Below are 12135 nucleotides of genomic sequence, written 5' to 3' on the forward strand. Positions count from 1 at the left end.
ACTTAAAAATCAGCTTGTATGGATATGAGAAGTGAATGATTTAAACTCTATCTCATTGACGTTTAGCATACGCAAATGCTTGATAGAACGCACTATTTGCCCGCATAGGGGAGAAGATTTGGAACCTTATTATGAATAAAGGTGTTCGAATTATCCACTTCCCTCAACCATTCAAGCTGACCCTTTAGAAGTGGTTTCGAGACACTTATATGGTCAAGGGGCGGAGGGAAACGGTGAGACTCCTATGGGACGTGTGGGACAGGTGAGACCCCGGAAGGCGTAGCCTGAGGAGGCTCACCGCCCGCCCCATGGAAAGCGAATCGTTTCCCGGAGCACCTAGAATTACACAAAAGTCTCGAAACTGAGTCTTCCACTAAAGGGAGCTTATCTGATACATAACGTACTTTTTCACGCCCGTGAACGAAAAGAATGCTTTATAATTGAAGAATAAGGAAGAGTTCACTTTTCAAACGTGTTACATGTGCTTATAATAGTCAACAGCACGCTTTTTTTGCTTCGCCAACATGAGAGGATGTATAACTAAAAATGAAATTCGAAGAAAGATTCGATTGGCAGCTCTTTTTTATTATGTGTTGTTTCATAGCCGTCAGCGCAGTCGCTCTTTTCAGTGCCCAGCAGAGCACACAATATAACGACAACTTTGTACTTAAACAGTTGGTCTGGTATGGACTAGGTGGCATTGTCATTGGCTTTATGCTCCTTGTCGATCCTGAAGATTTCAAGAAAATCAGCTGGTATTTATATGGGTTTGGTATCATTCTTTTAATTGCTCTAATTGTCGCGCCACCATCCATCGCTCCTGTCATTAAAGGACAGAAGAGTTGGTTCGCCATGCCGGGGTTATCTTTACAACCTGCAGAGCTTGTGAAGATATTTACTATTCTAGCCCTTGGCCGGATTGCGGTTGATCATAATCAAAAGCATCCCTCATCAATGAAAATGGACTTGTTCCTTTTGCTGAAATTAGGAGCAGTGACCGGCCTGCCGGTTCTTTTGATCATGCAGCAGCCGGATTTAGGGACAAGCCTGGTGTTTATCGCGATTTTAGCAGGATTCGTCTTGATCTCAGGCATTTCATGGAAGATCATTTTACCGATTTTCACTGTGATCTCCGCTCTCGGAACAGGGTTGATCTGGCTAGCTCTCAAAGCCCCTGAGCTTCTTGACCGTTATTTAGGGGTGAAGGAGTACCAGCTCGGGCGAATCTACTCCTGGTTCCAACCGACCAAGTATGAAGATTCATCCGGATACCATCTCGTTAAAGCGATGAGAGCGATTGGTTCCGGACAGTTGTATGGAAAAGGGTTCGGCGAGCGGGAAGTTTACTTACCAGAAGCCCAAACGGACTTCATTTTCAGTATCATCGCAGAAGAATACGGATTTCTCGGTTCTTGTATCGTCATCATCCTTTTCTTCTTGTTGATCTACCGCTTCACAACCATCGCTTTTAAGGCCAACAGCAACTACAGCTCGTATGTGATGGTCGGAATTATAAGTATGATTGCTTTCCACGTTTTCCAGAACATCGGAATGTCTGTTCAGCTGCTTCCAATCACAGGAATTCCGCTTCCGTTCATCAGCTACGGTGGAAGTGCCCTCCTCGGAAACTTAATGGCACTCGGGATTGCTTTTTCAATCTCCTATCACCATAAGACCTATATGTTCGGGGAGTAGAAAAAACATCATTCACGAGAAAGGGGGCCGTCCTGGAACGGCCCTTTTTGTTTTCCCCATAAAGCATGAGTTTCTCAAACAATCATTCACTTTTGATGGAATTGGCTATTTCCACTAATTCATCAGGGAGAAATTGATCAGTAACGCGTTGATCCATACTCAACCTGTACTGCAACTCCTCCGTCTCAAAAATAAAAACGTGAAAACCCGGAACCTTTACGAATTTTCCTTTTCCTCCAGACTCGAGCCTCACCTGTTCTATGATTCGCTTCTCATGAATCAATTGTTTATTTTCTGCTGGTCGGATGTCTACATTAAAGTGATTTTCAGGTACATGCTCATTCAAATACTCCACATTTAATTCCACATTCCCGTTTCCACCTAACCGATTCACCCTGGCTAAGACGTGAGTAAATGCCAGGGATGGAAGTTTCTTAGGAAGAGCTACTCCCCTTTTCATTTGCTGTTCAAATTCTTTAACTGCTTCTTCCAAAGACTTATATCCATATTCAGCATAGAACTCTTCAAGGGGTTTAGGTTGATCCACCTGGGCATGAATAGGCGTATGGACGACTAGCATGCAAGTTAGGCACAATAAAGCCATGACATATTTCTTCATATAAAACAGACACCCCTAACTGCATCGAATAGATCTATTTTCTCCAGGTTGTCTTTTCCCTATCCAGGTGCAGGGAAGTAAAAAAGCTGGCATCCGCATCGGATACCAGCTCTTTAATCTTTATTCTACCGTAACACTTTTCGCAAGGTTACGTGGTTTATCAACATCACAGTCACGGTGAAGTGCTGCATAGTAAGAAATCAGCTGCAATGGAATGACAGAAACAAGCGGTGTCATGAGATCATGCACATGTGGAATGACGAAAGCATCGCCATCTTTATTCAAGCCTTCCATGCTGATGATCATGCTGTTTGCCCCACGCGCCTCTACTTCCTGGACATTTCCACGGATGGAGTAATTGACGTTTTTCTGTGTGGCAAGAGCAATGACAGGTGTACCATCTTCAATCAAAGCAATCGTACCGTGTTTCAATTCACCACCAGCGAAACCTTCTGCCTGGATGTAAGAAATCTCCTTCAACTTCAGAGAACCTTCCAGTCCGACGTAATAGTCGATGCCGCGGCCGATGAAGAAACAGTTACGCGTTGTAGATAGGTACTCGCGGGCCAAGTCTTCCAGTTTTTCTTTTTGATCTGTTAAAGCTTCCATAGCAGTCGCCACGATAGCAAGCTCCTGCATAGGATCGAAATCAAGCTCAATGCTCTTCGCACGTGCTGTATCCACAGCAAGGATCGCAAGAACAGCCATTTGCGCTGTATAAGCTTTTGTAGATGCTACAGCGATTTCCGGTCCTGCGTGCAAGTGCATGGTATAGTCTGCTTCCCGGGAAAGGGTGGACCCTGGCACGTTCGTGATCGTCAATGCCGGATGACCAAGTTCTTTTGTTTGGACAAGGACAGAACGGCTGTCTGCCGTTTCACCACTTTGAGAAATGTAAACAAACAACGGTTTCTCAGAAAGAAGTGGCATGTTATATGAGAATTCACTCGCAACATGAACTTCTACTGGAATGTTTGCGAGTTTTTCAATGAACTGTTTCCCTAGAAGTCCGGCATGGTAACTCGTACCTGCAGCGATGATATAAATACGATCGCAGTCTTTCATCGCCTGGCGGATTTCAGGATCCAGCTTGATCTCGTCATTCTCATTTTGATATTCCTGAATGATTTTACGGATGACGAACGGCTGTTCATCGATCTCTTTCAGCATAAAGTGAGGATACGTTCCTTTTTCGATATCTGTTGTATCCAGTTCTGCTGTGAAGGGTGCACGCTCAACCTTTGTACCATCGGGCTTTTGAATTTCAACACCATCACGGCGAACGATGACGGTTTCTTTATCCTCAAGCTCAAGGAATTGGTCAGTTACGTGAAGAGCCGCCATGGAATCACTGGCTACAACGTTGAAGTCATCACCGATTCCAACTAACAGAGGACTCTTATTCTTAGCGACATAAATCGTATCAGGGTTTTCGCGGTCGATCATGGCAATCGCATAAGAACCAGTCAGAAGCTCGACAGCTTTACGGAAAGCTGCAGCTACATTGTTCATCTCATTATTCAGTACTTCCATCAGTTGGACGATGATTTCCGTATCTGTTTCACTCTTGAACTCCACGCCGCTCAAGTACTCGTCGCGAACGTCCACATAGTTCTCAATGACACCATTGTGAACGATTGTGAAGCGTCCGGAAGCACTTTGATGCGGGTGCGCGTTTTCTTCACTAGGAGCGCCATGTGTAGCCCAGCGTGTGTGTCCGATGCCGTGCGTCGCTTTGACATTTTGATCGACAGCTTCTCTTAAAGAAGCGATACGACCTTTTACTTTCGTCACTTCCACACCGTTCTCGTTTAATGTGGCAATACCAGCTGAATCATAACCGCGGTATTCCAGCTTTTCCAAACCATTCAATAAAATCTCTTTCGTATCATCCTGTCCGATATATCCTACAATTCCACACATATTTGTTGTCCTCCTGTTATCGGAGAAGGGCAACGAATGCTCCGTAGATTTCAAAGGGGCATTTCGCTGCCCCTCTCCCGTTATTCTTGATCACTTCGTCCAGAATGTTTTGTTCGGAAAGTCACCTTCCCGTTTTACATTTGGACATGCGGTTGAAGTGTGGCAACCGGGAGGCATCCGCCGAAAACTCGATGAACCTCCACCTCGTCAACTGTGTTCATTTAAGACGTAGCACACAGTCCTGGCGCTTTATAAATAAGGAATGACCTCGATCCTCCTTAACTATTTCAAAATAAAGTCCCTGTTGTCTGTTTCCGATTGAAGATTTTCTCAAACATGATTTTCGACATTTTTTTCAAGGACATGTTCAATTGTACACAGCCCTCTCAGATGGGTCAATAAAAATTGAAACCGTTACAGAAATGTAAGGGGCCTGTAATAGGATATGCGCAGATCACCCCTGTGTGCGACCTGCGCAAGCCCTTAAACTACTCCTTTAAACCAAGCTCTTCTTCAACGACCTGGACAACTTTATCACAATACTTTTCACACTGTTCTTCCGTCGGTGCTTCCACCATGATCCTTACCAGTGGTTCTGTGCCGGACGGGCGTACAAGAACTCGTCCACTTCCACCCATTTCCTCTTCCACCGCCTGGATGGCTTCCTGGATTCTAGGATGCGTTTGAACTTTATTTTTATCAATGACACGGACATTCTTCAGTACTTGAGGGAACTTTTCCATTTCACCGGCAAGCTCTGAAAGTGGTTTACCCGTTTCTTTCATAACATTGACCAGTTGAAGAGCCGACAGCATACCATCACCTGTGGTGTTGTGATCAAGGAAGATAATATGCCCGGATTGTTCCCCACCGAGGTTATAACCACCGCGGCGCATTTCTTCCATGACATAACGATCCCCTACGGCCGTCTTATCACTCTTCATTCCATTTGCTTCTACGGCTTTATAGAAGCCAAGGTTACTCATAACCGTAGAGACAACTGTTGAATTATTTAACGTGCCATTTTCATTCATGTGCTTGGCACAAATGTACATGATTTTGTCTCCGTCCACGATATTTCCTTTTTCATCAACCGCAATCAGACGGTCACCATCTCCATCAAAAGCAAGTCCTACATCCGCTTTCTTCTCTTTCACAAGATCCTGTAATGGCTCAGGGTGTGTAGAACCAACGCCATCATTAATGTTCAGACCATCCGGGGATGATCCGATTGAAGAAATATCCGCTTCAAGATCCGCGAACAAATGAGAGGCCAGTGATGAAGTCGCTCCATGAGCACAATCCAGTGCGATGTGGAGGCCTTCAAAATCATAATCAACGGTTTGCTTCAAGTGTTGCAAGTACTTTTGCCCACCCTCGAAGTAATCATTAATCTGACCAAGATCCGCTCCTGAAGGCCTTGGAAGATCATCCTGCTCTGCATCGATCAATGCTTCAATTTCCTGCTCTTGATCATCAGTCAATTTAAAACCATCAGGGCCGAAGAATTTGATGCCATTATCTTCGACAGGGTTGTGGGAGGCGGATATCATAATTCCCGCTTCCGCCTGAAGGGCTTTCGTTAAAAAGGCTACGCCTGGCGTGGAAATCACGCCAAGACGCATGACCTCAGCTCCAATTGACAGTAACCCTGCAGCGAGAGCTCCTTCAAGCATCTCACCAGAGATCCTGGTGTCTCGTCCAATTAAAACCTTAGGACGTTCGACACCTTTGGTTACGACATATCCACCGTAGCGGCCAAGTTTGAATGCAAGTTCCGGTGTTAATTCCTTATTCGCGACGCCTCGTACGCCGTCTGTGCCAAAATATTTACCCATAATCATTCGACCTCTCTTTCTATACTTTCCATTGATCTATGTTTTCCAGATTCATTGTTTATTGTTGATCTGTGCCGCTTCCGTCCGCGCCTGCTTCACCTTCAACGACTTCGATGTCCACTTCAATCGTTTCAGGTTGAACTGAAGTCACTCCTTCAGGGAGCGGAATATCGACTTCTACGGTTTGACTTTCTGTCACTTCCGATACATCGACAGGTACTTCAGGAAGTGCCTCAATGTTATCAAGTACTTCCTTTGGTCCGGAAATAGTAACTTCCTCTGTTTCCGTACGGACCGATTCAATCAGTACCCCTTCCGTATTCCCTCCACGAGCAGCCACATTTAATGGGACACTCTTCGTACGTGTGGAAATCGGTACTGACACGTTTACAGTCGTTGGATCCACAAGGACATTCAGCTCATTCCCCTGATTATCATAAACCTTAACAGGAGCTTCCTGGGCTTCAATCGACTCTGTAGCTTCTCCAACATCAATAATTGCTTTCACAGAAGCTACACGCTCAATGACCGAAGAAGCTCCCGTGATGGCAACTTGTGATGGATCCACTTCTGGTTCACCAAGCTCAAGCGCACTATCCATGTTTCCTTGATTGATATAATCAATGTTCACTTCATAATCTTCTGTCACTTTTTCCTCAATCGTCACTTCGATGATTTTCGGATCGAGAGTAACTGCAAGTTGGTTGGATATCCCTGAATGCTGCAGGGACACTTCATGTGTACCCGGTCCAAGTCCGTTCAGATCTACAAAAACCGTGAAGTTCTTTTGTCTGGAAACAGGAGCAACAGCGGAGGTCGGCCCTTCTACAGAGACGGATACTTCCTGAGGGATTCCACTGACCACATATTCTTCACTATCAAATCTGATTTCCAATGGAATGTTCTCCATCACTTCTATATCAGAGGATGACTGGTTGAAGAATAAAGAATCAGAGTCCATGTTGTTATCCACGTTTACTGTCACCCAGAGGAGACCAGCAAGCATAAGAGAGATGATTCTTATAAACCATACACTTTTGAACCAATTATCCATTCTTCTTCCCCCTCCAGTTCCAGCTTTTCACCGCAGGGGCGGAGTAATCTAATTCTGTACGCAAAATCTCTTCCAGTTTCACTTGATCAAGGTCGCGATGCAGTTCGCCGTTCTTCGTACAGGAAATAGCCCCTGTCTCTTCAGAAACGACGATTGTTAATGCATCCGTCACCTCACTGATTCCCATAGCTGCTCTGTGCCTCGTCCCGAGTTCCTTTGAAATAAAAGGACTCTCTGAAAGTGGAAGATAACAGGCAGCAGCGACAATTTCATCGTTCTTAAGTATAACCGCTCCATCGTGGAGAGGCGTGTTCGGTATGAAAATATTCGTAAGCAATTCACTCGACAAATGTCCACCGACACGGATACCTGTCTCTACATAATCTCCCATACCTGTATCACGTTCAATCGTAATCAATGCACCGATGCGACGTTTAGCCATGTAGTTACAGGATTTAATAATTGCCTGTAAGGTCTTCTCGGTGTCTTCTTCTTCTGAAGTATTCCTGCTGAAGAAACTTCCTCGCCCTAGTTGTTCTAAGGCTCTTCTGAGTTCAGGCTGGAACAAAATGATAATCGCGAGGAACCCCCACGTAATCGCTTGTGACATCAGCCACCTTAATGTGGTTAGTCCAAATAAATTACTCAATAACCATATACCCAGAATTACGAAAATACCTTTTAATAGCTGAACGGCCTTCGTTCCCTGGATCAGCATGATTAATTTATATACAACAAACCAGACAAGGGCGATATCCACAGTAATCAAAAAATAATCTAAAACATCCAATCCCCCATCAAGCATGCCTACACTTCCTTTTAGATATAATAAACCTTAAAAATTCACATTTCCCATTATATCACATAACCTCCCCTGTATATATGGAGAACATACCGTCCTGCCGACAGACCCACGGGTTTCTATACTTTCAGGATCCTTCCTGCTCGGTTCTGCTCAAAAAAAAAGCAGGGAAGCCTGGGCCTCCATGCTTTTTCAATCCGATTGAAATGAGAAAATCTCCTTGAATGTTTTCTTCGTGTGATACCAAACCCATTCATAAACCTGGTTTACTTCGGTCAATTCTCCTGAATAGGCCCGTAAATTATTGCGGTCAAGCTCATCATCGCGAACCTCTTGTCCAGAGGGCTCATTAAGAATATCGCCATTAATAAGGGTAATATCCCCATCGACTTTTCCGTCGATCCGCAAATCCCCATTTCTAACAACTAAGTCCCCTTCAACCGTAACGCCTTCCGGTACAATGACCGTATGATCACGAATTTCCAGATTCTCCTGTTTGGAGACCGTCACCTGCTGGTCCTGATTCCATTCGGTAAATATGCCACCGAACATCAATATAAAGAAAACGGCAGCAGCAGTAAGCAGAGGATGCCTCTGAAGCTTACGCATATAGTTCTTCCTTTTCTTCTCTTTAGGCAAATTTGCCATCACATTCGCAGTAAAACGCGGTGGCGCAGAAGCAGGTGTCGTATTCTTAATCAGAGTGGTCGTTCTCTTTAATTCATGAAAGTGATGTTGGCAGCTTTGGCAGCTTTGCAGATGATCTCTCAGTCGTCTTTCTTCTTCTTTATTTAATTCACCATCTAAATACGTATGCATAAGTGCAATGGCTTCTCTCTTGCAATTCATTCCCTCTCAACTCCTTCACACATGTCGAAGCCTCTTACGTAAAGCCTCTCTACCCCGGTGGACTCTTGTCTTTACTGTCCCTACTGGAATATCCAATACATCCGCTATTTCTTGAAGCGCAAGCTCATCTAAATAACGTAGCACGATGACACTGCGATACTTAGGAGGAAGCGCCAATATTTCTTTGTGGATGTATGACTGTAATTCAAGGCTTTCCACTTCTTCTTCAGGTAGAGCTTGGTCGGCAGCTAATTGCGAATACATGTCTAACCCTTCCGTCCCCTTCACTTCTGCATCCAGATGATAGTCCGGCTTTTTTTTGCGGATACGGTCAATGGACAGATTCGTAGCTATCCTATACAACCAAGTGGAGAATTTCCTTTTCTCATCAAACGTATGGAGATTCGTGTAGGCTCTAATAAAGGCTTCCTGGGCCAGGTCTTCAGCTTCATATGAGTTCCCGACCATTCGCAGACAAATATGAAAAACTTTATTCTGGTAAAAAGAAACAATGTCTTCGAAAGCGGATTGATTGCCTTTTTTCACTTCTTTTATTTTTTGCTTAATCATGGTTTCCATCTTCTAATACCTCCGCTATACGTGCGGTCGATAACCTTTACGGATGACCTCGCCACAAAGTTTCATAAATTTAATATTTTTTTCGCTAATATAAGTTTAACTTTTTTTAGTATCGGTTATAAAGCTGTAAATGTAAAAAATTTCTTAGGAGGCAATTTAATATGAAGCGAGTGTCCGCTTTGAAGAAAGAAATCGAAGCTTGTCGTCTGGAAATGATTCGTTTAGCCAGCTTCCATAAGTTGAGCTCGCCGGAAGTCGTACAAATGAGTGTAAAATTAGATCACCTGTTAAATGAATACGATGAAGAAACCTATAAAAAACAGCAACCCACCTTACAAAAAGCGGGTTACTGCTAGAAATCCATCATTTATTTCAAGCTCTCACCAAATAGAGAACCCATTAAACCTACCGCTACGCTAGCGGTTTTATTTTTTTCATCAAGAATCGGATTTACTTCTACGAATTCAGCAGATGTAATCATACCTGACTGATACAGCATCTCCATAGCCAGATGGCTCTCACGGTAGCTCAAACCACCCATAACAGGAGTTCCCACGCCAGGTGCTTCATTTGGGTCCAGTCCATCAAGGTCTAAGCTTAAATGAACTCCGTCGGTACGATCCTTCAAATAATCCACGGTCTCTTCCATCACTTGCGTCATCCCCATACGATCTACTTCATGCATCGTATAGACTTTGATACCCTTCTCTTCAATAAGCACTCTTTCACCTTCATCGAGCGAGCGAGCACCAATGATCACAATATTTTCGGGCTTAACCTTCGGTTCATAATCGTGGATACTTGTCAGCTTCTCGTGACCGATCCCTAAGCTTACAGCCAGTGGCATTCCATGAATGTTACCCGATGGTGAGCTGTCACCTGTGTTCAAGTCGCCGTGAGCATCATACCAGATTACTCCGAGGTTTTCATAATGTTTCGCAACTCCTGCCAAGGTTCCCATAGCAATACTATGATCTCCACCAAGCACAAGTGGAAAACGATTATTTTCTACTACTTCATCCACCGCTTTTGCAAGACGGCGGCTTCCTTCAGCAATTTCATTCAAGTTACGTAAATTATCCTGTTTCACATCTGTATTTTGTTTTGGACGAGGAATCTCAATGTCCCCTAGATCTTCAATGTTATATTTCAATTGCTCTAGACGTTCAATCATACCCGCATAACGAATAGCACTTGGCCCCATATCCACGCCTCTGCGCATTTGTCCAAGATCCATAGGTACACCGATTACTGAAAGCTGTTTATTCATCAAAGTTCCTCCTTTTTTCTCTACTATAATTGTATCCGTTTTTAACGTTATGACTCAACTGGACATGTTTGTGCATATATATACGAGAACCAGTATGAAAACGTATGTAATCATGCATGTTTACAAGGTTTGGACTCTTTTTCAATATTATGGAAAATACACTCTGCACAAAAAGGACGATGGTAATCTTTTATAATCACCCAGAAAATTGAGAGCCTCGATTCTATCATTCAATAGCGAATATTATATAACATCGATTGATAAACGACCCACAGAATCTTGGATTCCATAGGAAAACACACAAAAAACCTGACATCAATTGTTGATGTCAGGTTCAAAGAGTGGAGCCTAGCGGGATCGAACCGCTGACCTCCTGCGTGCAAAGCAGGCGCTCTCCCAGCTGAGCTAAGGCCCCGTATGGAGCGGGAGACGGGATTCGAACCCGCGACCCCCACCTTGGCAAGGTGGTGTTCTACCACTGAACTACTCCCGCATATAAAGATGAAAGATGAGCCATGAAGGATTCGAACCTTCGACCCTCTGATTAAAAGTCAGATGCTCTACCAGCTGAGCTAATGGCTCATAATACAATAATTAACACCTAGTATAACATCTTTAAAAAAATGGCTGGGCCAGCTGGATTCGAACCAGCGCATGACGGTACCAAAAACCGTTGCCTTACCGCTTGGCTATGGCCCAACAGTTACAAAAATAGTATTTACCATCTAAAGATCATTATACAAGAAATGTTTATTTTCATAAAAAATAGCTGATCATGGATGTCAGCCGTTTTAGTCAATGAAAAAAATGGTGGAGGGAGTAGGACTCGAACCTACGAACCCGATGGGAGCGGATTTACAGTCCGCCGCGTTTGGCCAACTTCGCTATCCCTCCACTTTGACTAAAGAAGTGGTGCCGGCCAGAGGACTTGAACCCCCAACCTACTGATTACAAATCAGTTGCTCTGCCAGTTGAGCTAGGCCGGCTTATGAAATTAATGGTGGAGGATGCAGGGTTCGAACCTGCGACCCCTTGCTTGTAAGGCAAGTGCTCTCCCAGCTGAGCTAATCCTCCGAATAAGTGGTGACCCGTACGGGATTCGAACCCGTGTTACCGCCGTGAAAGGGCGGTGTCTTAACCACTTGACCAACGGGCCTTGTGTTTGTTCGTTTCTGAGAGCTTCCAGCCGGATTTGAACCGGCGACCCCTTCCTTACCATGGAAGTGCTCTACCACTGAGCTATGGAAGCAAGTGGCTCCAACGGTAGGATTCGAACCTACGACCGATCGGTTAACAGCCGATTGCTCTACCACTGAGCTACGTTGGAATAATGTTCATTCATCAAAAGCATTAATAAGGAAAGAGAATCAATGTGGCGGCGTCCTACTCTCACGGGGGTAAACCCGACTACCATCGGCGCTGAAGAGCTTAACTGCTGTGTTCGGCATGGGAACAGGTGTGACCTCTTCGCCTTCACCACCACATCAATATAAAGTTTGAGGTGAA

Annotated in this window: 10 protein-coding genes, 10 tRNA genes and 1 rRNA gene; 2 read left to right on the plus strand and 19 right to left on the minus strand. The window is 44.4% G+C overall.

Annotated features, from left to right (window positions below):
* The first annotated feature begins 546 nt into the window (after window positions 1-546).
* On the plus strand, window positions 547-1695 hold the full coding sequence (locus tag VKA52_RS06930) for an FtsW/RodA/SpoVE family cell cycle protein (protein ID WP_160916047.1): 1149 nt from the start codon (window positions 547-549) through the stop codon (window positions 1693-1695).
* Between the two features lie 82 nt (window positions 1696-1777).
* Here the strand turns inward: VKA52_RS06930 and VKA52_RS06935 are convergent, their stop codons facing one another.
* The 7 genes from VKA52_RS06935 to sigW form a co-directional block, all read right to left on the minus strand.
* Window positions 1778-2314, minus strand: a complete 537-nt coding sequence (locus VKA52_RS06935) for a hypothetical protein (protein WP_326314728.1) — start codon at window positions 2312-2314, stop codon at window positions 1778-1780.
* Window positions 2315-2434: 120 nt separating this feature from the next.
* Window positions 2435-4237 (minus strand): glutamine--fructose-6-phosphate transaminase (isomerizing), encoded by a 1803-nt coding sequence (glmS, locus tag VKA52_RS06940; RefSeq protein ID WP_326314729.1) that lies wholly within the window; start codon window positions 4235-4237, stop codon window positions 2435-2437.
* 488 nt (window positions 4238-4725) lie between these two features.
* Window positions 4726-6075 (minus strand): phosphoglucosamine mutase, encoded by a 1350-nt coding sequence (gene glmM / locus VKA52_RS06945; RefSeq protein ID WP_206947833.1) that lies wholly within the window; start codon window positions 6073-6075, stop codon window positions 4726-4728.
* 58 nt (window positions 6076-6133) lie between these two features.
* Entirely contained in the window at window positions 6134-7129 is a 996-nt protein-coding gene (locus tag VKA52_RS06950) for a CdaR family protein (protein WP_160916039.1), read from the minus strand.
* Window positions 7122-7934: a diadenylate cyclase CdaA gene (cdaA, locus tag VKA52_RS06955; protein ID WP_089652931.1), complete on the minus strand. Its 813-nt coding sequence runs from the start codon at window positions 7932-7934 to the stop codon at window positions 7122-7124. Before cdaA ends, VKA52_RS06950 begins: the two co-directional genes overlap by 8 nt.
* A 189-nt stretch (window positions 7935-8123) precedes the next feature.
* Window positions 8124-8780 (minus strand): zf-HC2 domain-containing protein, encoded by a 657-nt coding sequence (locus VKA52_RS06960; protein ID WP_160916038.1) that lies wholly within the window; start codon window positions 8778-8780, stop codon window positions 8124-8126.
* 15 nt (window positions 8781-8795) lie between these two features.
* The gene (sigW, locus tag VKA52_RS06965) at window positions 8796-9359 is read right to left on the minus strand and encodes an RNA polymerase sigma factor SigW (protein WP_160916036.1); all 564 of its coding nucleotides are present in this window, start codon (window positions 9357-9359) and stop codon (window positions 8796-8798) included.
* Between the two features lie 161 nt (window positions 9360-9520).
* On the opposite strand from sigW, the gene VKA52_RS06970 reads away from it, so the two are divergent.
* Window positions 9521-9715: an aspartyl-phosphate phosphatase Spo0E family protein gene (locus VKA52_RS06970; protein WP_160916034.1), complete on the plus strand. Its 195-nt coding sequence runs from the start codon at window positions 9521-9523 to the stop codon at window positions 9713-9715.
* An 11-nt stretch (window positions 9716-9726) separates the two neighbouring features.
* Here the strand turns inward: VKA52_RS06970 and rocF are convergent, their stop codons facing one another.
* From rocF to rrf, 12 genes are all read right to left on the minus strand, one after another.
* The gene (rocF, locus tag VKA52_RS06975; RefSeq protein ID WP_326314734.1) at window positions 9727-10629 is read right to left on the minus strand and encodes an arginase; all 903 of its coding nucleotides are present in this window, start codon (window positions 10627-10629) and stop codon (window positions 9727-9729) included.
* A gap of 342 nt (window positions 10630-10971) precedes the next feature.
* Window positions 10972-11044, minus strand: a tRNA-Ala gene (locus tag VKA52_RS06980).
* Between the two features lie 3 nt (window positions 11045-11047).
* Window positions 11048-11122: transfer RNA gene (locus tag VKA52_RS06985), tRNA-Gly, on the minus strand.
* Window positions 11123-11138: 16 nt separating this feature from the next.
* Window positions 11139-11211 (minus strand) — tRNA-Lys (locus VKA52_RS06990).
* 42 nt (window positions 11212-11253) lie between these two features.
* Window positions 11254-11328, minus strand: a tRNA-Gln gene (locus tag VKA52_RS06995).
* A 109-nt stretch (window positions 11329-11437) separates the two neighbouring features.
* Window positions 11438-11523, minus strand: a tRNA-Tyr gene (locus VKA52_RS07000).
* A 16-nt stretch (window positions 11524-11539) separates the two neighbouring features.
* Window positions 11540-11615: transfer RNA gene (locus tag VKA52_RS07005), tRNA-Thr, on the minus strand.
* A 12-nt stretch (window positions 11616-11627) separates the two neighbouring features.
* Window positions 11628-11703, minus strand: a tRNA-Val gene (locus tag VKA52_RS07010).
* 7 nt (window positions 11704-11710) lie between these two features.
* Window positions 11711-11785: transfer RNA gene (locus VKA52_RS07015), tRNA-Glu, on the minus strand.
* Between the two features lie 21 nt (window positions 11786-11806).
* Window positions 11807-11878 (minus strand) — tRNA-Thr (locus tag VKA52_RS07020).
* Between the two features lie 3 nt (window positions 11879-11881).
* Window positions 11882-11956: transfer RNA gene (locus VKA52_RS07025), tRNA-Asn, on the minus strand.
* A gap of 43 nt (window positions 11957-11999) precedes the next feature.
* Window positions 12000-12113, minus strand: a 5S ribosomal RNA gene (gene rrf, locus VKA52_RS07030).
* Window positions 12114-12135: the final 22 nt, after the last annotated feature.

The organism is Halobacillus sp. HZG1 (assembly GCF_035818575.1).
Classification (GTDB): Bacteria; Bacillota; Bacilli; order Bacillales; family Halobacillaceae; genus Halobacillus; species Halobacillus litoralis.